This window comes from Leyella stercorea (assembly GCF_021531655.1).
Genome location: NZ_JADYUF010000017.1, coordinates 36800 through 62194, shown reverse-complemented (window position 1 = coordinate 62194; position 25395 = coordinate 36800). Strand labels below are relative to the sequence as shown.

The 25395-nt window shown below is 51.0% G+C and carries 24 protein-coding genes and 1 tRNA gene; 14 read left to right on the top strand and 11 right to left on the bottom strand.

Annotated elements, in window-relative coordinates; genetic code table 11:
• Positions 1-148: 148 nt before the first annotated feature.
• A complete protein-coding gene (locus I6E49_RS06670; RefSeq protein WP_235401192.1) occupies positions 149-1342 on the bottom strand; it encodes a pyridoxal phosphate-dependent aminotransferase in 1194 nt (397 codons plus the stop codon).
• A 179-nt stretch (positions 1343-1521) separates the two neighbouring features.
• Here I6E49_RS06670 and I6E49_RS06665 point away from each other — a divergent pair, with 179 nt between their 5' ends.
• The 6 genes from I6E49_RS06665 to I6E49_RS06640 all read left to right on the top strand — a co-directional run bounded on the left by I6E49_RS06665 (position 1522) and on the right by I6E49_RS06640 (position 7351).
• A complete protein-coding gene (locus I6E49_RS06665; RefSeq protein WP_235401190.1) occupies positions 1522-1914 on the top strand; it encodes a PH domain-containing protein in 393 nt (130 codons plus the stop codon).
• A gap of 44 nt (positions 1915-1958) precedes the next feature.
• Positions 1959-3176: a D-alanyl-D-alanine carboxypeptidase/D-alanyl-D-alanine endopeptidase gene (dacB, locus tag I6E49_RS06660; protein WP_235401209.1), complete on the top strand. Its 1218-nt coding sequence runs from the start codon at positions 1959-1961 to the stop codon at positions 3174-3176.
• A gap of 9 nt (positions 3177-3185) precedes the next feature.
• Positions 3186-4346, top strand: a complete 1161-nt coding sequence (locus tag I6E49_RS06655) for a mechanosensitive ion channel family protein (RefSeq protein WP_235401188.1) — start codon at positions 3186-3188, stop codon at positions 4344-4346.
• 20 nt (positions 4347-4366) lie between these two features.
• Entirely contained in the window at positions 4367-5917 is a 1551-nt protein-coding gene (locus I6E49_RS06650) for an ATP-dependent DNA helicase (protein ID WP_235401186.1), read from the top strand.
• A gap of 55 nt (positions 5918-5972) precedes the next feature.
• Positions 5973-6536: a peroxiredoxin family protein gene (locus I6E49_RS06645; protein WP_235401185.1), complete on the top strand. Its 564-nt coding sequence runs from the start codon at positions 5973-5975 to the stop codon at positions 6534-6536.
• Positions 6537-6685: 149 nt separating this feature from the next.
• On the top strand, positions 6686-7351 hold the full coding sequence (locus I6E49_RS06640) for a SprT-like domain-containing protein (RefSeq protein WP_235401183.1): 666 nt from the start codon (positions 6686-6688) through the stop codon (positions 7349-7351).
• 23 nt (positions 7352-7374) lie between these two features.
• Here the strand turns inward: I6E49_RS06640 and I6E49_RS06635 are convergent, their stop codons facing one another.
• Both I6E49_RS06635 and I6E49_RS06630 read right to left on the bottom strand, forming a co-directional pair.
• Entirely contained in the window at positions 7375-8442 is a 1068-nt protein-coding gene (locus I6E49_RS06635) for a glycosyltransferase (RefSeq protein WP_235401182.1), read from the bottom strand.
• 35 nt (positions 8443-8477) lie between these two features.
• Complete coding sequence (locus tag I6E49_RS06630; protein WP_235401180.1) at positions 8478-9527, bottom strand: glycosyltransferase; 1050 nt, start codon at positions 9525-9527, stop codon at positions 8478-8480.
• A 251-nt stretch (positions 9528-9778) separates the two neighbouring features.
• Here I6E49_RS06630 and I6E49_RS06625 point away from each other — a divergent pair, with 251 nt between their 5' ends.
• Complete coding sequence (locus I6E49_RS06625) at positions 9779-10663, top strand: patatin-like phospholipase family protein (protein ID WP_235401179.1); 885 nt, start codon at positions 9779-9781, stop codon at positions 10661-10663.
• 272 nt (positions 10664-10935) lie between these two features.
• Here the strand turns inward: I6E49_RS06625 and I6E49_RS06620 are convergent, their stop codons facing one another.
• Positions 10936-11529 (bottom strand): GNAT family N-acetyltransferase, encoded by a 594-nt coding sequence (locus I6E49_RS06620; protein WP_235401178.1) that lies wholly within the window; start codon positions 11527-11529, stop codon positions 10936-10938.
• A 50-nt stretch (positions 11530-11579) separates the two neighbouring features.
• Positions 11580-12056 (bottom strand): hypothetical protein, encoded by a 477-nt coding sequence (locus I6E49_RS06615; RefSeq protein ID WP_235401177.1) that lies wholly within the window; start codon positions 12054-12056, stop codon positions 11580-11582.
• 344 nt (positions 12057-12400) lie between these two features.
• On the opposite strand from I6E49_RS06615, the gene greA reads away from it, so the two are divergent.
• Together greA and I6E49_RS06605 are read left to right on the top strand one after the other, a co-directional pair.
• Positions 12401-12868: a transcription elongation factor GreA gene (gene greA, locus I6E49_RS06610; protein ID WP_235401176.1), complete on the top strand. Its 468-nt coding sequence runs from the start codon at positions 12401-12403 to the stop codon at positions 12866-12868.
• 99 nt (positions 12869-12967) lie between these two features.
• Positions 12968-13366, top strand: a complete 399-nt coding sequence (locus tag I6E49_RS06605; RefSeq protein ID WP_235401173.1) for an HIT family protein — start codon at positions 12968-12970, stop codon at positions 13364-13366.
• 189 nt (positions 13367-13555) lie between these two features.
• Here the strand turns inward: I6E49_RS06605 and I6E49_RS06600 are convergent, their stop codons facing one another.
• Entirely contained in the window at positions 13556-14644 is a 1089-nt protein-coding gene (locus tag I6E49_RS06600; protein WP_235401172.1) for a mannose-1-phosphate guanylyltransferase, read from the bottom strand.
• 202 nt (positions 14645-14846) lie between these two features.
• On the opposite strand from I6E49_RS06600, the gene I6E49_RS06595 reads away from it, so the two are divergent.
• Together I6E49_RS06595 and I6E49_RS06590 are read left to right on the top strand one after the other, a co-directional pair.
• A tRNA-Leu gene (locus I6E49_RS06595) sits at positions 14847-14928 on the top strand.
• A gap of 71 nt (positions 14929-14999) precedes the next feature.
• Positions 15000-15995, top strand: coding sequence for a YqiA/YcfP family alpha/beta fold hydrolase (locus I6E49_RS06590; protein WP_235401171.1), 996 nt, complete (start codon positions 15000-15002; stop codon positions 15993-15995).
• Positions 15996-16126: 131 nt separating this feature from the next.
• Here the strand turns inward: I6E49_RS06590 and trpS are convergent, their stop codons facing one another.
• Entirely contained in the window at positions 16127-17215 is a 1089-nt protein-coding gene (trpS, locus tag I6E49_RS06585; RefSeq protein ID WP_235394537.1) for a tryptophan--tRNA ligase, read from the bottom strand.
• A gap of 235 nt (positions 17216-17450) precedes the next feature.
• Here trpS and I6E49_RS06580 point away from each other — a divergent pair, with 235 nt between their 5' ends.
• Both I6E49_RS06580 and I6E49_RS14610 read left to right on the top strand, forming a co-directional pair.
• Positions 17451-18152, top strand: a complete 702-nt coding sequence (locus tag I6E49_RS06580) for a FecR family protein (protein ID WP_235401170.1) — start codon at positions 17451-17453, stop codon at positions 18150-18152.
• A 15-nt stretch (positions 18153-18167) separates the two neighbouring features.
• Positions 18168-18494 carry a DUF4974 domain-containing protein gene (locus I6E49_RS14610; protein WP_235401169.1) on the top strand — a complete coding sequence of 109 codons (327 nt, stop codon included), beginning with the start codon at positions 18168-18170 and terminating at the stop codon, positions 18492-18494.
• A 73-nt stretch (positions 18495-18567) separates the two neighbouring features.
• On the opposite strand, the gene I6E49_RS06570 is transcribed toward I6E49_RS14610, so the two are convergent.
• The gene (locus tag I6E49_RS06570) at positions 18568-19446 is read right to left on the bottom strand and encodes an OmpA family protein (RefSeq protein ID WP_235401167.1); all 879 of its coding nucleotides are present in this window, start codon (positions 19444-19446) and stop codon (positions 18568-18570) included.
• 252 nt (positions 19447-19698) lie between these two features.
• Here I6E49_RS06570 and I6E49_RS06565 point away from each other — a divergent pair, with 252 nt between their 5' ends.
• A complete protein-coding gene (locus I6E49_RS06565; protein WP_235401165.1) occupies positions 19699-21957 on the top strand; it encodes a GH92 family glycosyl hydrolase in 2259 nt (752 codons plus the stop codon).
• A 77-nt stretch (positions 21958-22034) separates the two neighbouring features.
• Here the strand turns inward: I6E49_RS06565 and I6E49_RS06560 are convergent, their stop codons facing one another.
• The 3 genes from I6E49_RS06560 to I6E49_RS06550 form a co-directional block, all read right to left on the bottom strand.
• Positions 22035-22316, bottom strand: coding sequence for a virulence protein (locus tag I6E49_RS06560; protein ID WP_235401163.1), 282 nt, complete (start codon positions 22314-22316; stop codon positions 22035-22037).
• Positions 22317-22324: 8 nt separating this feature from the next.
• Positions 22325-22498, bottom strand: coding sequence for a transcriptional regulator (locus I6E49_RS06555; protein ID WP_235401161.1), 174 nt, complete (start codon positions 22496-22498; stop codon positions 22325-22327).
• A 278-nt stretch (positions 22499-22776) separates the two neighbouring features.
• The gene (locus I6E49_RS06550) at positions 22777-25245 is read right to left on the bottom strand and encodes a glycoside hydrolase family 3 N-terminal domain-containing protein (protein ID WP_441006964.1); all 2469 of its coding nucleotides are present in this window, start codon (positions 25243-25245) and stop codon (positions 22777-22779) included.
• Between the last annotated feature and the right edge of the window lie 150 nt (positions 25246-25395).

Sequence of the window (25395 nt, the reverse complement as noted above, 5' to 3'; positions counted from 1 at the left end):
AAGTTATTAATGGTTAAAAATTTATCCGTTATTTAAATGGTTAATACATTGTCTGCGCAAATACATTATATCTGACATCGTTTGCGCTTTGGCAAAGTTAGCAAATAATGACAAATAAAAATGTGTTTGCGCAGTCTTTAACATTTTTTTATTTCAATCGACCCAATACTTCCTTAATACGGCGCATTGCTTCGCGGATATTGTCGTCGCTTGTAGCGTAGCTCATGCGGAAGCATTCCGGATCGCCAAATGCGTCACCTCCTACTGTAGCTACATGTCCTTCTTCAAGAAGATACATAGCCAAATCGGTTGAATTCTGAATTGTACGCTTGCCGTCTGTCTTGCCGTAGAAGCTTGAACACTTCGGGAAGAGATAGAAAGCGCCCTCTGGCTTGTTTACTTCCAGACCCGGAATCTGCTTTGCCAGTTCGACGATAAGGTCGCGGCGGCGTTCGAAAGCCTGGCGCATTGTCTCAACACACTCTTGCGATGCGGTATAGGCAGCCTCTGCAGCCTTCTGGCTTACCGAGCAAGGACCTGAAGTATACTGTCCCTGAAGTTTGTTGCAGCCTTTGACAATCCATTCGGGGGCGGCGATAAAGCCGATACGCCATCCTGTCATTGCGTATGCCTTTGACACACCGTTGACGATGATTGAGCGTTCCTTCATGCCTGGGAACTGAGCGATACTCTCGTGATGGCCTATATAATTAATGTGTTCATAAATCTCATCGGCAAGCACATACAGACCCTCATGACGCTTGATGACCTCGGCAAGAGCCTCAAGTTCGCTCTTCGAGTAAACGCTGCCTGTAGGATTGCTTGGCGAGCAGAGTATGAGCATACGTGTCTTTGGTGTGATGGCGGCTTCAAGTTGTTCTGGAGTAATCTTGAAGTCCTGCTCGAAACCAGCATTAACGATAACCGGATTACCACCTGCGAGCTTCACCATCTGCGGATAGCTCACCCAATATGGGGCAGGAATTATCACTTCTTCACCGTCGTTGACAAGCGCCATTACAGTGTTGCATACGCTCTGCTTGGCTCCGTTCGACACGAGAATCTCAGCTGTTGTATAGTCGAGATTGTTCTCGTTCTTGAGTTTTGCCACGATAGCCTTACGCAAATCCATGTATCCTGGAACTGGTGAGTAACGCGAGAAGTTCTCATCGATAGCCTTCTTGGCTGCTTCCTTGATGTGGTCAGGAGTGTTAAAGTCGGGTTCACCGACACTGAGGTTGATAACGTCTACACCTTGTGCCTTCATTTCGCCACTCTTCTGCGACATAGCAAGTGTCGCTGACGGAGCGAGGCGATTAAGACGATTTGATAATTCTGCCATAATTTCAAGTCTCGTTATTATTTCTTGCAAAATTAAAAATAAATTCTGACTTATGCGAAGTTTTTCATTACAAATAGAATACAAAAGGTTAAAAAAAGTTCTTATTACGTTGCTTTTTATTTTGTTGTAATTGTTCGACCCGTCCATTCGGATAATTATGCGTAACTTTGTAGCCAATTATGGACAGAACATTTCATCAACGATTCAGCCCACAGGCTTTCGCTGCCATACTGCTACTGGCGGTGTGCGCATTGTGGTGCTTTCTTGTGCGCACCGGTGTGACGCCCTTGATAGGTCTTGTATGCATGCTGGTGGGTGCAGCTGGCGTCGACCGATCAATCAACACCACATACACATTCACCACCGACGGACAGCTCGTCATTGCACGCGGACGTCTTGGCAAGCGTCTGGTCATACCCGTAGACGACATCATTTCGGCACGCAAGATTAAGGGCACGCTGATTGTGGCGAGCCACATTGTCATAGAATACGGCGCCAGCCACATCACCTACGCACAGCCGTCAGAGCCCGACGGATTCATCAGAGAGATAAAACGCAGACAGGAACAATGATTACACATTATAATATTATTACGCGCGCGGCTCTTATTATATGCATGATATTTGCCGCCAACTTCACCACGCACGCACAGGAAGACATCAGCGACGACGAAGTTGTGACCGACTCGCTGCTCAACGACACACTCACAACATCACAGCACGCTCTGCCCTGGACTGAACAGGTGCGCACTCACATCAACCGACTGCTCGCGAGCGACATGTTCAGCACATCGCAAGTGGGAATAATGGTGTACGACCTTGATGCCGACTCAACCATATATGCCCACAACGAGCGCCAGCTTATGCGTCCCGCATCTACAATGAAAGTGATAACAGCCATAACTGCCATTGACAAATTGGGTGGCAGCTATCGCTTCAAGACCGAACTATGCTACACAGGCGAGGTGAGCAACGGAACACTCAACGGCAACGTATACTGCGTGGGCGGATTCGACCCGCGATTCAACATCGACGACATGCGAGCCTTCGTGGAGGGCATACGCAAGATGGGTGTGGACACAATACGCGGCAACATATACGCCGACAAGACCATGAAGAGTGCCGACACGCTTGGATGCGGATGGTGCTGGGACGACGACAACCCTATACTCTCGCCGCTGCTCATCAGCCGTCGCAACTTGTTCGTGAAGCGCTTTGTCGACGAACTGCGCGAGGCGGGCATCGTTGTGGAAGCCACACTGGGCGAGGCACGCAAGCCCGACGATGCCTACTGCATAGCAAGCCGATTCCACTCTATCGACCAGATACTGATGCGTATGCTCAAGGAGAGCGACAACCTGTATGCCGAGTCGATGTTCTACCAACTGGCAGCCTCAACAGGCAACCGACGCGCTACCGCCAAAGATGCTGCCACGGTAATAGGCCGACTGATAAGTAAGGTGGGGCTCAACCCTCGGCGCTATCAGATTGCCGACGGTTCGGGATTGTCACTATATAATTATGTGTCTGCCGAACTTGAGGTGAAGTTGCTGCGCTACGCATTCCGCAACAATAATATCTATCTGCATCTGCATCCAGCCCTGCCCGAAGCTGGCGTAGACGGCACCCTACGCCGTCGTATGCGCGGTCCGTTCACACAAAGCAACGTGTTCGCCAAGACTGGTACTGTCAAAGGCATATCGTCGCTTGCGGGTTATTGTACAGCTGCCAACGGCCATCATCTGGCATTCTCCATAATCAACCAAGGCATCATGCACCATCCCAACGGGCGTGCATTCCAAGACCGTGTATGCACTATACTGTGCCAACCATAACCGATTATTATGAACGAAATAACAAAATACATAGAGCAATTGCTTGCCTCCACCTCGCTAACAGGTGGATGGTTATCGTTTGTCACCCTCTCTATGCTATTCGCCACCGTAGCACTCATAGCATGGCTTGTCTACTTGCTGTGCATCAAGGTGGTGTCGCCACTTGCCGCACGCATCACAAGTCGTACCGATGTTGTATGGGACGACTATCTGTTTAACCCACAGATAATCAGGGCTGCATGCAACATTGTGCCTGCCATTATCGTTTGGATGCTTATGCCTCCAATATTTTCCGACTACCCGATAATACAGAGCCTCATCCTTAAGGCTACGGCTATATACATTACCATAGCCACAATGCGACTGGCTACCACCTTTATCAGTTCGCTCAAGCTCTTCGACAACAACGACAAGCGTTCTGCCACACAACAATATCTGCATTCCTTCTGCGGTGTATTGAAGATTATAGTGATTTTTCTCGGTGTCATCGTCATCATTTCTATCATCATCGACCGCAGTCCACTCACTCTTCTCGCCGGACTCGGTGCTACTTCGGCAGTACTTATGCTCGTGTTCAAGGACACCATAACGGGTCTTGTTGCTGGCATCCGACTCACAAGCAACAACATGGTACGCAAGGGCGACTGGATAACGATGAGCAAGGCAGGTGCCAACGGTACAGTAGAGGACATCACGCTGTCAACAGTCAAAGTGCGCAACTTCGACAATACCATAGTGACCGTACCACCACAGAAACTCATTGAAGACTCTTTCCAGAACTGGCATGGCATGGAGGAAAGCGCCGGCAGACGCGTCACTCGCGCCATATACATCGACTTCCGCTCTATAGCCATAGCATCCGACGAACTCAAAAAGGCTCTTGCAGCCGAAGGATTGATGAAACTGGAGGAGATGAACGGCGATGTTATCAATCTTACGCTGTTCCGCCGCTATATGGAGCGCTGGCTCGAACGACGCGACGACGTGGTGACAAACGCTACATTCCTGATGCGCCAGCTCGAACCCACCGAAAACGGACTACCCATCGAGATTTACTTCTTCCTCAAGCAAAAGGAATGGAAAGCGTACGAACATCATCTCGCTGAGATAATGGAATGGATGTACGCTCTCGTGCCGATGTTCGGATTGAAGATTTATCAGAGGATATAAGTTTCATTCTATCCTTTTCTATGCATTATAATACTCAAGCCACTGTGCTACAGGACGAACTAATTTACCAGATACGACAGAGTTTCGGATTTGAGCCGACGCTCGACCAAAACCATGCACTCACGACATTCGCCGCGTTCATGACCGACCGCGACGACCGTGCCGTAATGATACTACGCGGCTCAGCCGGAACGGGCAAGACGTCGCTGTCGGGTGCCATCGTGCGCACTATGCTGCGACTTAAGCAACGCGTGGTGCTGCTTGCACCTACCGGACGCGCAGCCAAGGTGTTCGCTATCAATTCCGATACACCTGCATCAACCATCCACCGCCGCATCTACCGACAGAAGTCGCTCGAAGGCAACTTCTCGCTTGCACCCAACATGCACGCCGACACCCTGTTTATGGTCGACGAGGCGTCGATGATTGCAAACGAAGGGCTGCAGGGATCGGTGTTCGGCACTGGCTGTCTGCTTGACGATCTCGTGCAGTTTGTATATTCCGGACGCAACTGCCGACTGATGCTTATCGGCGACAAAGCACAGCTTCCGCCTGTGGGCGAAGAGGAATCGCCTGCCCTGTGTGCCGACTTCATGAGCGGCTACGGACTGACCACATACGAGAGCGACCTCAATGAAGTGCTGCGCCAGAGCCAGGAATCTGGCATTCTGTACAACGCCACCGTGATACGCCAGATGATAACGCACGACGAAGCCACCGCTTTACCACAAATACGATTTCATGGTTTTGCCGACATCGTCAACGTTTCTGGCGACGAACTCATCGAGTCGCTTGCCACAAGTTATTCCGAAGTGGGAATGGACGAGACGATGGTGGTGACACGAAGCAACAAGCGCGCCAACATATTCAATCAGGGCATACGCAGCCAGGTGCTGTGGCGCGAGGAAGAACTGACGTCGGGCGACTGGCTGATGATAGTCAAGAACAATTACTTCTGGACCGAGCAGGATGCCGCCTTGAACAAAGCCGGACTCGCCAAGGACCCGACTTCACACAACGCCAACCCTTCTGCCGCTACCGCAACCAACACCCCTGCAGCCGACAACCAGCAGCAAAGCAGCCCTACCCCATCATTCATAGCCAACGGCGACCGTGCCGTGATACAGCGCGTGCGCAACCGCCGCGACCTGTACGGATTCCACTTCGTCGACCTTTGGCTTCGATTCCCCGACTACGACAACTACGAGTTGCAAGTCACGGCAATGACCGACTCGCTCTCTACCGAAGCGCCAGCACTCACGCACGACCAAAATCAGCAGCTCTTCGAGCAGGTTATGCTCGACTATGCCGACGTGCCCTCAAAGCCCGAACGCTACAAGAAGCTGAAGAAAGACCCCTACTACAACGCTCTTCAGATAAAATATGCCTACGCCGTGACCTGCCACAAGGCGCAAGGCGGACAATGGGCACACGTATATGTCGACCAAGGCTACATGACCGACGACATGCTCACGCCCGACTACATACACTGGCTTTACACCGCCTTCACACGAGCCACCGACAAACTGTTTCTCGTCAACTGGCCCAAGACGCAGACGGAGAAGCAATGACTTTACTCGTATACTACATACTAAATAACGAAAAATCATTCCAATACATAAGCATATGAAACACTTTAAGCTTTTCTTATTGGCATTGGCTATGACTGCCATGCCACAAGCCATTAACGCTCAGGCGCAGACTAATACACAGACTGCTGCCGACGACCTTGATGCCAAGTACTCCACCGAACTTCTGAAGCCTGGCACCGAAGCCCCCGAGATTGCGCTCAACACTATCGACGGCAAGCAGTTCTCGCTGAAGAGCCTGCGTGGCAAATACGTAGTGCTCGACTTCTGGGCTTCGTGGTGTTCCGACTGTCGCAGAGACGCGCCCAACATCGTAGCCCTGTACAACAAGTTCCATCAAAAAGGAGTGGAGTTTGTAGGCGTTTCGTTCGACAGAAACAACGAGTCGTGGAAGAACGGAGTGGCTAAACTTGCGCTGCCCTACACCCAGGTGAGCGACCTGAAGAACATGCGCGAGTCGCCCGTATCATTGGCTTACCACATCAAGTGGATTCCTTCGGTCTACGTCATAGACCCAGAGGGCAAGGTCGCATTGGCAACAGTAATGTCCGACAAAGTCAACGCATTCCTCACGTCAGTATATCCCGACTGCGCCGAATGACCCTTACTACCGACACAAGAGAAATGAAATAGACTGCATTTTCATGTGGAAAACCTATCAAAAATGAAGTACACTGCATTTTTACAGAGAAATTGTTGTAAATTTGCAGTGTACTTCATTTTTAATTTATATGATAGTATTGTAATAGAATGACCCTTACCACCGACATACTTCGCGCATGGTTCAGGCAGTTCAACGCCGATTATTTCGGCGATGAGCTGCCTGTGCCTCGTCTGGTGCTGTCCAAGGCACGCACCCGTCTGGGCACTATGGCGTGCAAATGCCAACGCCGTCTGCTGAAGCGTGTATACACCGACTTCACCATACGCATCAGCACCTATTACGATTGCAACGAGCGTGAATATCAGGAGACGCTGCTGCACGAGATGATACATTATTATATTATGTACAAGCGCATTCCCGACACGTCGTCGCACGGACGGGTGTTCCGCGAGATGATGCAACGCCTCAACAGCCAGTATGGCTGGCACATAACGGTGTCGTCGTCGATGCGCGGCCACAAACTCACCGACCCGTCTGCCGACAAGACTGTCAACACCTACGTAGTGCTTGCCATCGTGCTGCGCAACGGTCAGCGTATGCTGTCGGTAGTGAGTCCGCGCTCGGCTCGTAAGATTGACCTCATGGCCCAGAGGGTGAACGAGATAGCGTCGCATTGCTGGTATATAACGCAAGACAACTACTTCCGCGACTTCCCCAAAGTGCGCAGCCTGCGTGCCAGACGTGTAACGACGGAAGTGTATAACGAAAAAACGGCTGCAATGCAGCCGCTAAGTTTTAAGGGTATGGGGTAAGGATTATTTATAGTTGAGAGTTTTTATCTCCCCACCGTTTCTTTTATCACCTCCGCTATTTCCTCAGCATCGCGCTTGTCATTAAACAAGCGTTCGGCTATTTCCCGTCCGCGCTGACCCATTCGTCGCGCCTCATCGGGATGCGTGGCGATGTATTCTATGGCTCGCTGCCAACCCTCCACATCACCGTATTCAACAGAAATGCCGCAACCCTCGCGGTCGAAATCTACGGGTATCTGCGGGTTTCGGCTGCATATCATGGGCTTGCCGAGGGCGAGAGCCTCAACCACTGTGGTCAGTCCGGCAGTGTAACGCGTCTTGTGACAGCATATCACCACGCAGTCGGCATGAGCCACGTCTATTGCAATTTCGTATGGCAACAGTCCGCAAATCTCCTTCACCTCGATGTTATCGGCAGGCTTACAGCGGCGCACGGCATCGAGATTGGGATTGGGCACGTTAGGGTCGGGATTGATTCCGATGAAGAGTCGCAGGCGTCGGCGGGTGCGGTTGAACGCCTCTATAAGCGTAGGCTGGTCGCGTTGTTCCTTTCCCGTAGCTATGAATGTAAAGGTGTTGTTGGACGGACTGACCGCTATCGAGTCGTAGAAGTCGAGGTCGGCACCCCAATGACCCACAACCATGTGCGCAGGTCGGGCTTTGCGCGATAGCAACGAGTCGTCGTATAGTTTCTTCGAGAAGAATATCATGCGGTCAAGACCACGATAGAAGAGTCTGCCACAGAGTTCGCGCAGACGGCTTGCCGACTTCACCACGGGCTGATGGTGCCACACCACGATGGGGCGGCGGTAAAGTCCGATGGCTCGCAGCAGCACAATCAGCTCCAGTCCTTTGTAATGCGTAGCATAAATGGCGTCGAAATGTTCGCGACACGTCAGTATGCGCCACGCCGTATACAGTGCTGTGGCAATGCGTGAGCGGTCCTTACGGGGCGAGCGGTGCCACACTACGTCGATGCCATGGTCGCCAAGATGGCATGCTCCGTACAGGAAATGCGACGGAAACTCGCCCTCGCTCATTCGCCCAAGGCAGTATTGTATGTTTTGGGTATGATAAAAGTAAACCTTCATTTTATTCTTTCTTTCCGTGTTTTTTGCCCCATTGCCTACTGGCGCTCGGCAAGATAGCGGTAGTTGTATATCTGCATGAACGGATGCACCATGGCGCGCAGCAGAGCCAAGGGGTCCTTCTCGCGGGTGTAGAACAGCGTGTGTCGGTATTTTATGTAATAGTGCTCAATGCCCAGCAGTGCCGTCAGTCCGCGTCGGCACTCGTTGTGCAGCAGGCGGATTCCGTCGGCAAAGATGCGGTTGTCGGCTATAGGCATACTGCCCGGAGCCTCACAATGGGCAGCCATCGACTTGCGCCAAACCCACTCCAGGAAGTCGCGTCGGGCGGCAAAGTGGGCGTTCATCCACGGTTTCACACGCCGGTAATTGCACACGCCATACCATATCATATACAGAGCGTTGTCGGCACGGCGCACACGATGATGGTCTACGCGCACATAGGTGGCAGCCTGCTCGTATCGGCGCTGCTTCACCAGCAGGCGGTCTATCAGCACAATGCTGTCCAATGCGGCGGCTGCTGTGGCTGTCATCACGTCGTAGCACGTGCGGCGGTATATCTCGGGCTGTTCCTGTTCGGTAGGAATCACGTCGAGCAGTTGTCGGCGCAGCATCTGGCAATGGCCCATCATCGAGGCATAGAACAGACGTATGAGGTTGCAGTTGGGCGTGCGGCGGTCGAAACGTATCTCGGCTCCCGAGTCGGAGAAAGGCTCCGAACGACACACGCACATCATGCGCGAGCCTATAGCGTCGCGCTGCTCCTCCAGTTTTGTAGGCATCCAGATGTCGTCCTGGTCGCTCACGGCAATCAGTTCGCCCTCCGCCCGGCGCATGGCAGAGAAGAAGTTGGCATTGATGCCCATCTGTGCCGTGTTCTGAACGATGCGCATCGCCACGCCCTCGGGCGCACGGTCGGCATACTCGTGCAGCACCTGCATAGTGTCGTCGGTGCTGCAGTCGTCCTGCACTACTATCTCGCCGGGCAGCAACGTCTGTGCGAATATCGAGTCGAGCTGTTCGCGCAGATGGCGTGACGCACCGTTGTAGGTGCACATTACTACTGATATGGTCTTGTCCTGTTTCATAAACATCTGCAAAGGTACAGCAAATTATCCGAAACAAATAAGCGACTTGCATACATATTAATATATATGTTGCCAAATTACTGTAAAACAATCTATCCACCCACCTTATTGTTCGCAGAAAATGTGAGATTATGGAACTGTACAATCTGTTTAACATTTATTGCATACGCTAATTCAATTTCTATTGCTACCTTTACCCATTGAATCAAGTTTTTTTGAAGATACTTCAACATAGCATTATCCGGACCAATATGACAAATAACCATACCACCACCCCACCCTCACCGTCTTCCACGGGTCTCGTTCTTGAAGGAGGAGGCTTAAGGGCAATGTTCACAAGCGGCGTACTTGACGTATTCATGCAGAACGGCATCAAGTTTGATGCCGCAGTAGGCGTTTCGGCTGGCGTGTTGTTCGGCTGCAACTACAAGTCGAACCAGCCTGGCAGAGCATTGAGATACAATATCAGATTCAAGGACAATCCGGAGTATATGAGTTGGAGGTCGCTGTTGCGCACCGGCAATTATGTCAACGAGCATTTCTCCTACCATCTGCTGCCGCACGAGTACGACCCGATGGACTTCCAGGCTTACCGTGAGAACCCCATGAGGTTCTATGCCGTGTGTACTGACATAGACGAGGGCCATCCCGTATATCACGAGATAGACGACGCCGACGGAACAGGACTCAGATGGATGCAGGCTTCTGCCTCAATGCCGGTGTTTGCGCGTCCCGTAGAGATTAACGGGCGCCACTATCTTGACGGAGGTATAACCGACAGCATCCCCCTGAAGTTCATTCAGCAGAAAGGTTACCGAAAGAACGTGGTGATACTGACACAGCCAGCCGACTACTACAAGAAGAAGGCGCACGTAGGACTGGCTATGAAGATGTTTCTGAAGAAATATCCGAAGGTGGCTGAACTGATGTCAATACGACACGTCATGTACAACGAACAGCTGGATTATGTACGCTCCGAACAGCAGAAAGGCGACACCTTCCTTATCTGTCCCGACGAAAAACTGAACATCGGCCGACTCAGCCTGAAGGAAGACAAGATGAGGAGAGTGTACGAAACAGGAGTGGAAAAAGCCTTGTCGCTGCTTCCACAACTAAAGGAATTCATCGGGCACTAAACGTCTGACATTCAATATCCTACACATTCAGCGCTCAACATCCTACACACTTAACATTTAACATTCAACACTTAACATTTCCAAAAGGACTCCTTTTGCACTCCAAAACGAATCCTTTTGCACTCTAAAAGGACCCCTTTTACACACCAAAAGGACCCCTTTTGCAAGCCAAAAGGAGTCCTTTTGTTTTTAGCGGCAATTCATGCAGCCCACAAAGGGGGCAAAAGGAGTCCTTTTCGGCATGAATTCCGTAAATCACATGTAGCAATCACTTACTTCAAGGGATGCACAAGATGGCGCATAGCGTGTCCGCCCCACGTAGCGTCGTTGCAATATTCAAATCCCAACGAGGTGTACAGACGCTCGGCAGAAGGGTTGCCCTTGTCAACGAGCAGGGCCGCCGGCAGACCGAGACTGGCAGCATGACTGATAAAACGATTGAGCAGTTGCGAGGCAATGCCGCGCTTGCGATAGTGCGGATATACGGCGAGCGAGTCGAGATAGAATTCGCCCTCGGCAGTCTCGTCGTCCATATTCGAGTAGTCCATCTGCCAGTCGGCCATGGCAGCCTCCTGAAATCGGCGGCGCAGACGGTGCAAATCCTTTCCGTCGTATCCCACAATGGCACCTGCCACGGGAGCCTTCTCTATGTCGTCTGGACTCGCCTCGTCGTCGACAGCCACAAAGGCGTTGCGCCAGCTGTACTGCGAGTCGTCCATAAGCACGAGTCGGAGCATTGTGTTGTGGAAATCTTCGAGCGTGTGCCCGGGTCCTACAAGAAACTGGCAGCAGTCGTCGGTCATAGCCGTAATGATGAGCCGCGCGATGTCGGCGGCATGCGTTGGATTGGCTGGTAGAATCTTCATACGTTCAATACTTTAAACAATAGATTTATATTTGATGATTTGTTTTATGTTCAATAGTGTTCGAGTATCTTCTTAATCTTGTCGGCACGCGACTTCTTCTTCGACGGAAACATCAGCGAGAACACTCCGAGCATGTCAAAACCCTTGCGGGCCTGCTCGTCGAGCTTGGCGTTCTCCTTGACCGAGCGCAGCGACTTCTGCATATCAAAGCCCAGCTTAGGGGCTGTGACGTCTACATTGTCAAGCACCACCTCCTGCGGAATGAGCATGACGGTGTCGCGTGCCAGGTCGGCAATGCCTACACGGCGCTGCATATAATTCTTAGCCGACACGGTAGCACTGCGTGCCGCGCGCTCCAGCGTCACCACCCCCTTGTGATTGCTTACGGCACGTTCGCCCGCATCAGTCGATACGATTGCACCCGTGAGGGGCAGCCGCGTGTCCATGTCGGCAATGACAATGTGATGCTGTGCTTGTGCCGACTCTGTGCATATGTAAAACGCCAGTGCCAAAAACAATCTCTTCATGTCTACAAATATATGAAAAAGGATGCGCTGTCCAAAATCATTTACCGTTTGTTAATACCATTTTTTGATTGTTTTGTAAATGTTACAAACCGTAAAATCAAGTTTTTCGGCTGAAAGTCTTGTTTATATGGATTTAAATGTCTAACTTTGCAAAACATTCATAGACAATACATACGGAGTGCCTCCAGACATAAACACACATCAGGCAGGCACGCCTAAAGTCAAGATATTAACTTTAGAGCAACAGGAAAATGAGAATTCCGACAGCAGGACCAGTGTCGGAATTCTTGTTTTTTTATTGCCTTTCGAAAAAACAAAATAATAATTTAATCAAATTTTCAATTATGGCTTACATGTCACAAGAAGGTTACGACAAGCTCGTAGCCGAACTCAAACAGCTCGAATCAGTAGAGCGCCCAAAGGCATCGGCCGCCATCGCAGAGGCACGCGACAAAGGCGACCTTAGCGAAAATGCAGAGTATGATGCCGCCAAGGAGGCACAGGCTCATCTTGAGGAGAAGATCAATCGCATCAAGGTGTGCATCTCTGAGGCCAAGATTATAGATCCGTCGCGTCTGAGCACCGATTCTGTACAGATTCTCTCAAAGGTTGAGATGACCAATCTGACCAACAAAGCCAAGATGACCTACACCATCGTGAGCGAGAGCGAGGCCAATCTGCGCGAGGGCAAAATCTCCATTACAACCCCAATCGCACAGGGACTGCTCAACCACAAGGTGGGTGACGAGGTGGAAATCAAGATTCCACGCGGCACAATACACCTGCGTATTGACAAAATCACAGTGGAATAAAAGTCGCAGAGAAAGGCTTCAATGCTGCCGAAGGTAGCTTCTACACAGCCAGGAGCGGTATCAGTCACCGCTTGGAATACTCATTAAAACTTTAAAGATATGGATATTTTCTCAAAAATCGCAGCTGGCGAGATACCCAGCTACAAGTGCGCCGAGAACGACAAGTTCTATGCTTTTCTCGACATCAACCCATTGGTGAAGGGTCATACCCTCGTAATTCCGCGCCGCGAAGTAGACTATATCTTCGACATGGACGACGACGAGATAGCCGAATACCAGGTATTCGCCAAGAAAGTGGCTGTGGCTATCAAGCGCGCATTCCCATGCATCAAGGTAGGACAGGCAGTACTGGGGCTGGAAGTGCCACACGCCCACATCCACCTCATCCCTATGCAGTCGGAGAAGGACATGCTGTTCAGCAATCCCAAGCTCAAGCTTGAGGCTGAAGAGATGCAGGAGATTGCAGACAAGATATACGCAGAGTTTGTAAAAGAGTAAAAACAAAACAGAAGCCCTACCCAAAACAAAAGCCCCACCCCCTACCCCTCCCCCGCAGGGAGGGGAGTAATATGTACTATTTGCTTTTAACGTTAGTATAAACTAAGCGCTAAATTGTATAAGCAAGTAAAACATACCACTCCCCTCCCTGCGGGGGAGGGGCAGGGGGTGGGGCTTCTGTTTTGTATATTAAATATACTTCTCCCCTTTCTTCATTTGTATCTCGTTGGTGAGTCGTCGTACGTTCGACGACGAGTCTTCCTTTCGACATACGAGCAGAACATTGCCCTCCTCGGCAATGATACAGTTGTCAATGCCACTCACTACAGCCAGTCGGCCGTCCGAAAGCTTTATGACGTTGCCGCGTGCATTGTCGAGCACCACGTCAGTATTTATCACAACATTGTCGCCTTCGCCCTTGTGCATGGCTTCGTATATGCCGTGCCATGTGCCGAGATCGGCCCATCCGAAGTCGCAATGCATCACACATACACCATCAGTCTTCTCAAGTATGCCCGAATCGAGCGACACATTGGGATATGAGGGGAAGTTGTCGTGAACGAAGCGGTTCTCCTCTTCGAAGTCGAACACGGGATGAGTGTCGTCATAATTGCGCAGCACTACGGGCAACAGAGTGCGGAAGCAGTCAGCCAAGCGGTTTGCGTTGGCTATGAACATGCCCGTATTCCACAGAAATTCACCACTATCCATGAATATTTTGGCAAAGTCGCGCTCGGGTTTCTCCGTAAACGACTGCACGCTGAACACACCGTCACACTCGGTTTCGCCCATTTGGATGTATCCATAGCCTGGTTCCGGACGCGAAGGCTTCACTCCCATGGCAAGCACACGTTTGTGTTCTGCCACAAAACAGAATGCACGGTCCACGCACTCCTTGAACTGTTCGTCGCCAATGATAGTGAGGTCGCTTGGCGTTACAATGATATTGGCTTCCGGATTGATGTGAATGATGCGATGAGTAGCCCACGCCATACTCGGAGCTGTGCCGCGATGGATAGGTTCGGCAAGCATTCGGCTTGCGTCAAGTTGCGGCAACTGCTCGCGCACAAGGTCGGCATACTCTTCATTAGTGTTAACAAAGATGTTCTCCGGTGGCAATATGCGTGCAAACCGGTCGTAGGTCTGCTGCAGCGCCGTGCGTCCCGTGCCGAAGAAATCGACAAATTGCTTGGGACGTTCTTCGCGCGAACACGGCCACAAACGGCGGCCCTTGCCTCCGGCTAGTATGACACAATAGTTATTTTCTGTTTCTTTCATGTCATTATTTTTAATTTAGGTATATTGTCATGATTTATCCCGAAAGAGATTATTTAGTGCATACGAAGTTACGAATATTAAACGAGAGCGCCAAGTTGGACCCTTGTTTTTAAAACGAAATTATCCTAAATGAACAATTATTAGGAAAAAATTTTGCAGAACAAAAAAAATATACTACCTTTGCACACGCAAAAACGCCAATGCCCAGATGGCGGAATCGGTAGACGCGCTGGTCTCAAACACCAGTGGGGCAACCCATCCCGGTTCGAGCCCGGGTCTGGGTACTAAGCATGACGGTTAAGAATTGAGAAATCAATACTTAACCGTTTTTTCTTTTTATATAAACTTTCAGAATATGGCTCAGAACGAAACTAATGTAAAGCAATACCCCGACCTCATGGCGGGCAAGAAGATTATGTATGTACACGGATTCGCCTCGTCGGCACAATCGGGTACGGTGACCATGCTGCGTACAATGATGCCTGAAGCAACGATTGTTGCACGCGACATCCCTTTGCATCCCGAAGAAGGCATACAGATGCTTCGCCAAATGTGCGAAGAGGAACAGCCCGACCTCATTATTGGCACATCGATGGGCGGAATGTACACCGAAATGCTTAAAGGATACGACCGTATATTGGTCAACCCGGCTTTCGAAATGGGCGAAACTATGTCGAAATTCACTGGCAAGCAGGTGTTTCAGAATCCCCGTCAGGACGGAGTTCAGGAGTTTATCGTCACAAAAGGCCTGATAAAGGAATATCAGGAGATGACCACACATTGCTTTGCTGACATATCAGACGAGGAGCGTGGACGTGTAATAGGACTTTTCGGCGATGAGGATCCGATTGTGCATACGTTCGGATTGTTCAGCGAGCACTACCCCACCGCCATACATTTCCATGGCGAACATCGACTGACCGACAAGGTGGCAATACACTATCTCATACCTATAATAAGATATATGGACGACCGTCAGGAAGGACGTGAGCGCCCGGTGGTGTATATCGACATCGAGACATTGCGCGACGGCTACGGCAAGGCGACCGCTTCGATGCACAAGGCTTATGAAAGGATTATTGAGAATTATAATGTTTATGTGCTGGCTCCATCATGCACAAACAATCCGTCGGCAATGACCGACGACATAGCATGGGTGGAACAGTATCTGAGTGCGCCGGCTTGGGGACGCGTCATCTTCTCAAACGCTCGCCAACTGCAATATGGCGACTATCTCATTGCGTCCGCTCCGCAGCCCGAATTTATGGGTACGGTGATAGAATGGGGCAGCGATGAGTTCAAGACGTGGGAAGAAATAATCGTATTCTTCGACCGTTTGGGAGGACAATAGGATTTATAAAAAAGTTGAGAGTTGAGAATTTAGAGTTGAGAGTTATGATATGTATAGCTCCGACAAATGCTAATCGTTGGTAATCATAACTCTCAACTTTCAACTCTCAACTCTCAACTATAATAAGACTATTACTTTGAGCGGAACTTCTCAGCCTGCTGTTGTATCAGCGCCATATCATTGAAGTAGTCAATCTGCATTGCTTTGCGCACCTCGTCCATTGTCTGTGCGGCAGTTTCGCGAGCCGCCTCGGTGCCCTTACGCAGAATGTTGAATATCTCGGGAATGTCCTGCTCCAATTCATGACGACGCACACGCATCGGCTCAAGAGTCTTGTTGAGCACGTTGTTGAGGAACTTCTTGCATGTGCCGTCGCCTATACCGCCACGCACATAGTGCTCCTTGAGTTCGTCGAGGGTCTTATATTCGGGCCAGAACTCGGCGAAATCGTCGGGTGTACTGAACGCTTCAAGATATGTGAATACGGCGTTGCCCTCAAGATTTCCGGGTTCATCCATGCTCATACGAGGCGCTCCGTTCGACATCTTCTTCACCTTCTTCCATACGTCGGCAGCCGAATCGCTGAGATAAATACAGTTGCCGAGCGACTTCGACATCTTCTCCTTGCCGTCAGTTCCGGGCAAACGACGTGCCGTAGCATTCTCCGGCAGCATGATTTCCGGCTCTACAAGCACCTCGCTGTATGTCTGGTTGAAGCGGCGAACAAGCTCGCGTGTCACCTCAATCATTGGTTCCTGGTCTTCGCCAGCAGGCACTGTAGTGGCCTTGAAGAGTGTAATGTCGGCAGCCTGGCTTACCGGATAGCAGAAGAAACCAAGCGGAATGTTGGCTTCAAAGTTGCGCATCTTTATCTCAGTCTTCACAGTCGGGTTGCGCTGTACGCGTGAAACGGTGATGAGATTCATAAGATATGTAGTCAGTTCGGCCAGTTCCGGTATCTGACTCTGTATGAACAGTGTGCATTTTGTAGGGTCGAGACCAGCCGAAAGATAGTCGAGAGCCACCTCAATGATGTTCTGGCGTATCTTCTCAGGATTGTCGGCATTGTCGGTCAGAGCCTGAACATCGGCCATGAACACAAACATTCGGTCGAAGTCGCCTGCGTTCTGCAGCTCGACACGGCGGCGCAATGAGCCAACATAGTGGCCCAAATGTAATTTACCGGTAGGACGGTCGCCTGTAAGAATTACTTTTCCCATATATTGATGTTTTTATTATTTCGTATCAATATTATTCCCGTTGCTTTCAAGAATATTGATACAAAGTTACATTATTATTTCCGAATGTCTTGTCTATATGCTCGAAAAATGCTAATTTTGAGAAATTTATGGCTCAAACACTACCCTTACAGGTTGTTATAATTGTCATTATTATAAAAAGCATGTACTATATCTTTACATGCGATACACCTATTTTTTAACTAAAACGAAGCAAATGGAATACGCAGACATACAAATAGACGACATCATACTGCGCCTGTTCAACGGCACAGCGTCGCCCGACGACATCGCCACTCTGTCGCAGTGGATGGAGAAGGATGCCGCCAACCGACAGTATTTCGAGCAGCAACAGCGCGAATGGAACGCTGACGGCGGTGGCGACATAGCCTCAACATTCGACTACGAAGCTGCCTTCGGACGTTTCGAACGCCACATTGCGCAAGACAAAGACGCACCTACAGCAGACGAATACGATGCCGACGAAACTACTCCGCACCGCTTATGGAGCATCAATCACCCGTGGCTACGCATGCAACTACGCGTAGCAGCAAGCGTGGCAGCCGTTGCGCTCATCGTGATTGGCACCTGGCTGAGCTACAACCGCTACACCAAGCAATACGCCGACCGCTTTGCCAACATGGTCAACGTAGAAGCTCCGTCAGGCTCGCGAGCCAAGGTGATGCTGCCCGACGGCACTGCCGTATGGCTCAACGCAGGTTCGCAGCTGAGCTATTCGCAAGGTTTCGGCATCACCGACCGCAACGTACGCATCAACGGCGAGGGATATTTCGAGGTGGGCAAGGGTTCGGACATGCCCATGTCGGTGTGCAGCAGCAACATGTGCGTGCGTGATATTGGCACCAAGTTCAACTTCCGCGACTATCCGGAAGAGCCTACAGCCGAAGTGACGTTGTGAGAAGGCGAGGTAGGAGTGACCTCGGTGAAGTTCCCCAAGCACGAATTTGTGATTCATCCCGAACAGATGACGCTGCTCGACAAGCGCACCGGACGCATAAGGGCTACCAGTTGCTACTCTGCCGACAAGCGTTTGTGGACATCGGGCGAGCTTGTCATGGACGAAATGACAATACATCAGATCTTCACAGCCATCGAGAGGGCATACAAGGTGAGCGTTGTCATAGAGTCAGAACGCGTCAAGCATCTGCAACTTTGCGGCACGCTCAATCTCGACCGCGAGAATCTTGACGAGATATTGCAAGTCATAGCAACAGCCGGAAGCATCAGCTATAAGGTGTAAAACAAAACGGTGTACCTCAAATAAGAGGCACACCGTTTTTTTATGTCCGTTTGTTTACGTTTGGTCTACAATATTAGTTGCTGCCCTCAGGAGCCTTGTCGATGAGGTCCATGAACTGGTCGAGCTTCGGAGTGATGATGATCTGGGTGCGGCGGTTGCGCTGCTTGCCCACCTCAGTAGAGTTGCTTGTCACCGGATTATACTCGCCACGGCCACCTGCTGTGAGGCGCTTCGGGTCTACGCCATACTGGTTCTGCAGAGCCTGAACTACGCTTGAGGCACGCAAAGCAGAGAGGTCCCAGTTGTTGCGGATGTTCTTCATCGAAGCTGCATTGGTGTTAACGGGTACGTTGTCGGTGTTGCCCTCGATGAGAACCTCATAGTCCTTGTAGTCGGTTATAATCTTGGCAATCTTGCTGAGAGTCTCGGCAGCACGGTCGTTGATTTCGTACGAACCGCTCTTGTAGAGCATGTTGTCGGCAAGCGAGATGTATACTACACCCTTGAGCACCTGCACGTCAACCTCCTTCATCTCCTCCTTGCTGAGCGAGCGTGTCAGGTTGTTGGTGAGAACCATGTTGAGCGAGTCGCTCTTCGACTTCACCTCAACCAAGTGGCGGATATACTGGTTTGACTCGTTGATCTGGTCGACGAGCTTCGAGATATTCACGTTGTTGGCGTTGGCGTTGTTCAAGCTCTTGTCGAGCGACTGCTGCAGTGACTGATAAGCCTGCTTGGCCTGATTGAGCTGCTCCTTCTGCTGTGCCAGCTGCTCTTCGAGCGAAGACACACGAGCCTTAGATGCTGCAAGCGACTCCTTTGCATCCTGATAGTTGCTGGTGAGTTCCTTGTTCTCCAGACGGCAGTTTTCCAAATCCTTCTTGCTTGCGCAGCTTGCCATTGTCAGCAAGCCAGCCATCATTGCAATTGCAAATACGTTTCCTTTCTTCATATTCATAATTGTTGTTTTATTAGCGTTGTTACACATTATATATTATATAAGGGCATCAAGCTGATGCTTTCAGCCGATACTTGGTTGCAAAGTTAAAGCTAAACTTCATCAAACCTGTCTATTTGACGTTATAATAACTAAAATGTTGAATGTCTTTAATTTAATTTAACTTGCAATACTATTATTTGCTCATTTCGTGCAGATTGAGTATTTTTGCAGAAACAAGCATTAAATCTAAATCAACTTTTACATATGAATCATTTCAAGCATTTAGCTATTGCGGCATTGCTGACACTCGCAGCCGGCAATGTTACAGCCAAAGACAACGTTGACTACGTGGATCCGTTCATAGGAACTACCAACTTCAGCATCTGCAATCCTGGCGCAATACGCCCCCACGGACTCATGTCGGTGGTGCCGTTCAACGTCATGGGTTCCGACCTTAATCAGCAAGACAAGGACTCGCGCTGGTGGTCGGCAGTATATGAGTACAACAACAAGTATTTCACGGGCTTCGCACACGTCACGCTCAGCGGCGTGGGATGTCCCGAAATGGGCACACTTCTGACTATGCCTACCACCGGAGAGCTCAACGTCGACTACCGAAGCTACGGCTCGGAGTATAAGGACGAGACCGCACGACCGGGCTACTACAGCAACGTTCTGACCAAATACGGCATCAAATGTGAGGTGGCGGCTACCATGCGCTCGTCAATCGAACGCTATACCTTCCCCGGAGGCAAGTCAAATCTGCTGTTCAACTTAGGCAACGGACTCACAAACGAGATAGGTGCATCGCTGCGACGTGTAAGCGATACAGAGTTTGAGGGCATCCGTCTGCTCGGCACGTTCTGCTACAATCCGCAAGCCGTGTTCCCCATGTACTTCGTAGTGCGCGTCAACAAGAAGCCGTCAGCATTCGGCATGTGGAAGAAACAGCCCGACCTGCACAACGCCCAGGCTCAGTGGGACGCCTACCAAGGCAAGTACAAGCTGTATCCGGGCTACGGCCGCGACATGGCGGGCAACGACATAGGCTACTACATGACCTACGACCTCGCCAAGGGCGAACAAGTGGAAGTGCAGGTGGGCGTAAGTTTCGTGTCGATTGAGGGCGCTCGCGCCAATCTCAACGCCGAACAGCAGGGCTTCAACTTCGACATGACCGTGGCAGACACACGCGCCGAGTGGGCCAACACGCTCAACCGCATAAGCGTTGAGGGCGGAACCGACGACCAGCGACGCGTACTCTACACCGCTCTGTATCACTCGCAGATTCACCCCACGGTGCTTCAGGACGTAGACGGAAAGTATCCGAAGATGGAGAGCAACGAAAACGGCCACACCAACGGCAACCGATACACCGTATATTCGCTCTGGGACACCTACCGCAACCTCTCGCAGCTTGAGACATTGCTCTATCCTGACAAGCAGGTGGACATGATCAACTCGATGATCGACATGTATCGCGAGTGGGGATGGATGCCTAAATGGGAGCTGTTCGGCCGCGAGACATGGACAATGGAGGGCGACCCAGCCATACCCTACATTGCCGACGCTTACATGCGAGGACTGCGTGGATTCGACATCAATACCGCCTACAAGGCGTTCCGCGCATCGGCTACCATACCGGGCAAGGACAACAAGATGCGCCCCGACATCGATCCGTACATCGAGAAAGGCTATGTTCCGCTCGGATACTACGCTGCCGACATGTCGGGCGACAACTCCGTGTCGCACGCTTTGGAATATTATCTTGCCGACAACGCTCTGTCGATACTCGCCAAGGAGCTCGGCCACAACAACGATGCCAAGCTTTTCCGCCAGCGCGCACTCGGATACAAGCACTACTACTCAAAGGAGAGCGGCACGCTGCGCCCGATACAGAAGGACGGATCGTTCCTCACACCGTTCAATCCGGAAGCCGGAGCCAACTTCGAGAACTGCCCCGGATTCCACGAAGGATCGGCATGGAACTACACTTTCTATGCTCCGCACGACGTAACGGGTATGGCTAAGATGATGGGCGGACAACGCAAGTTTGTCGACAAGCTGCAGATGGTGTTCGACAAGGGTCTGTACGACCCCGCCAACGAGCCTGACATTGCCTATCCGTACCTGTTCTCTTACTTCAAGGGCGACGAATGGCGCACGCAGAAGACCGTAACCGAACTGCTCAAGAAGTACTACACGACACGTCCCGACGGCATTCCGGGCAACGAAGACACCGGAACAATGTCGGCTTGGGCCATATTCTCGATGATAGGCTTATATCCCGACAACCCCGGCGACCCGTCGTACACGCTCACCACACCCGTATTCGACAAGGTGACGCTGCATCTCGACCCCAAGTTCTACCCCAATGGCGACATAACCATCGAGACCGACCGCACATCGCCGTCGCAGCAGTACATCAAATCAATAACAATCGGTGGAAAGAAACTCAACGGTTTCCGTATCGCTCACCGCCAGTTGATGGAGGGAAAGACTCTGAAAATGCAGCTGAAGTAATATCACTTAATATTACAGGCTAACAATATGCAAATGGCACGAACAAGGAACAACATCCTGGTTCGTGCCATTTGCATTTATGAATTCTTTACTAAATCCGTAAAATCAGACCAACTTTCTACTTTAAAACCTCTAATATCTCTTACAGATTTCTTAAACCAATCAATCTTTGACAATTGCATTACAGTCTTAACAATAGCTGTCAAATCATCTGCCTTTGTCAAATAGGTGCTTCCTTGCACCCATTCAAATCCATTAGCAGTCAAAAGTTCCTTTATTTCAAAATAAGCCTTGTTGTATGGCTCACCATAATACTTCTGCAGGTCAGAAATGACCATATCAAAACTTAGGGCGTACATAGTTGAAATTATGCTGGTTTGAACATGTCCTGATAGCCGAAGAAGATATCCCCATCGTCGGTCTTAGCTGAAACAACCACTCCGACAAAGGAATTCTGTTCGACCTTTATAACCTCACCGTTCTCCCAATCTGACTTATGTGTCAAATCCGGAGACACTAAAACCTTATCACCTATTTCCATATAAAATCTTAACTTGTTTGTTTTGCAAAAATAACAAAAATGTTGAAATTGCCCTAACTTTATGTGTTAATTATGCCTTATCCCACAGCCCGTTTGCCTGCCCTTTTTCAAAAGGACTCCTTTTGCCTTCCAAAAGGACTCGTTTTGGTGCATAAAAGGACCCCTTTTGGAGTGCAAAAGGAGTCCTTTTACAACCCAAAAGGGGTACATTTTCAGAACAGCCGTTTTCTGTTTGAAAATCAGCCGTTTATAAATCGTCCGACAAGTCAGTTGCCATGCTACAGCGAGAGCACTCCGCTCTGACGGATATCAGCCGACGAGGCTCCCACCATTATGTCGAAATCGCCGCGCTCAAGCACTCGCTTCATGTCGGCACCGATGATTGACAGTTCGTCGAAACCAAGCGTAAACTCTACCTGACGCGACTCGCCTGCCTTGAGCCAAACCTTCTTGAAGGCGCGAAGCTGGATGGGCGGCTGTGCCACCGAGGCTGCACGGTCGTGAACATAGAGCTGCACCACCTCGGCACCGTCACGCTTTCCGGTGTTAGTCACGGTGAGACTGACCTTGGCGATGGGCTGGCTTGCCGACATGCGCAGTCCGTCGGCAGAAGTCATAAGCACGCCTGCCGATTGCGTCTGAGCCGTAGCTGAACCATCGGCAGAAGCCAGACGCTCTATCGAGAGACCCGAATAGTCGAACGTAGTGTACGAGAGTCCGTAGCCGAAGGGATAGAGCGGTGCCGCCTCGGCATCCATGTAGTCGCGCAGTTTGCCCTGGCTGTAGTACACGGGGAGCTGTCCCACGCTGCGCGGAATGCTTACCGGCAGACGACCCGAAGGATTGGCGTCGCCAAAGAGCAACGATGCTATTGCCTTACCGCCCTGTTCGCCGGGATACCAAGCCGTGAGCAGAGCGTCGGCCTTGTCGGCTGCCTGGTTCATCAGGAGTGTTCTGCCCTGGATATATACCACAACGAGCGGCTTGCCCGTCTTCTTTGTGGCAGCGCTTACGGCAGCAATGAGCTGCTCCTGTTTGCCAAGGAGGTCGAGAGTGGAGCGGTCGAATCCCTCACCGCAGTCCATGTCGAGCACTTCCTTCGAAGCAATGGCAGCCCCAGTGGCAATGTACTTGGTGCGGAAGTCGCGCGCACTCGAACCGCCAACCACCAATACCACAGCATCGGCACTCTCGGCAGCGCTCACAGCAGCCGGAATGTCAGCCGAAGTAGTGTCGCGCACGGCGCAACCCTTGGCATATACCACCTCTGTCTGCTTGTCTACGGCAGCCTTAACGCCATCGAGCACGGTGACAATAGCCTCGCGTGCCTGCGGAGCGGTGTAGTCGCCAAGCTGGTTATAAGGAGTATCGGCATTAGGACCGATTACTGCTATGCGCTTCAGATTCTTCTGCAGCGGCAGCACACCGTCGTTCTTGAGCAGCACTGTGCCCTCCTCAGCCACCTTCTCGGCTATGGCACGATGCTCAGCCGAACGGCACACCTGCTTGGCAGTCTTCGGATTGACATACGGATTTTCAAACAATCCCTGACGGAACTTCAGCATGAGCACATTGGCTACGGCACGGTCGAGGTCGGCATTGCTTATTCCGCCCTTCTCAAGTTCTGCCTTCAGATTGTTGCCGAAGGCATCGCCGCCAAGGTCCATATCCAGTCCCGCCTTCAAGGCAAGCGCCGCACCCTCGGAATTGTCGCGGGCAGCGCCGTTGGAAGCGATGGTCTCAACAGAGTAAAGGTCGCTATATGTGAAGCCCTTGAATCCCCACTCGCCACGCAACATGTCGGTGAGCAGCCAGCGATTGGACGTGCATGGCACGCCCTCAACGGTGTTGTACGAAGTCATTACGGTTGCAGCACCTGCCTTGACAGCCTTTTCGAAAGGCAGCAGCAGTTCGGAGCGCAGCGTACGCTCGCCCACCTGCACCGCATTGCCGTTGTGTCCGCCCGCAGGAACGCCGTATGCGGCAAGATGCTTGAGCGTACTGAACACGTGCTGGCCGTCAGAAGCCTCGCCCTGCATGCCCTGAACTATAGCCGGACCGAGCACCGAAGCCAGCCAAGGGTCTTCGCCGAAGCCCTCTTCCATACGCGACCATCGCGGCTCGCGAGCCACGTCGAGCACGGGACCGTAGCCCACATTGCCGCCCTGTGAGCGCACCTCGCGGCCCATAGCGTCGCCCATGCTGTGCATAAGGTCGGCATTCCATGTGCTGGCACACGACAGTCCCGTAGGATATACGGTCGTGCCGATGGCCATATGGCCGTGCGGAGTCTCCTCAGCAAACAGAATAGGTATGCCGAGACGGGTCTTCTCCACTGCATATTTCTGCAAAGCGTTGATGGCTTTGGCTGCAAGTTCGGGATAAAGTCCCGTTTCCAGCGTCTTCTGCGTCCACGGATCGGCACGCAGCACAGCCCAGAACGAACCTATCGGGGCCTTGCTCATCATGTCCTTGAATTTCTGCGACACCTCAACGCTTTTGTCGCTTGTCTTCGTGTACATCTCCCATCCGAGCGGACAGCGCAACTGTGCTATCTTCTCCTCAATGGTCATGCGGCTCAGAAGGTCGGCTACTCGCTCCTCAATGGGGCGCGACGCCTGCTTGTAGATAGGTGTGTCAACGATTGTCTTGCTCTTTGCCTTGACTCGCTTTTGCGCAGCTGCGGGCTGTGGGGCCAATGTCGCTGCAAGAAGCAGGATTAAAAGGCTTTGTCTTGAATGTTTCATTCGGTAAATTTATTGATGTTAGTATGTCCTAATTGCTGCAAAGTTACTCATAATTAGATACAAAACGCCAACCCTCAAACTGTTTTTAACCAAAAATGAATGAATTCTCTTTGTAATGCGCATGATTTACACTATCTTTGCACTGAAATA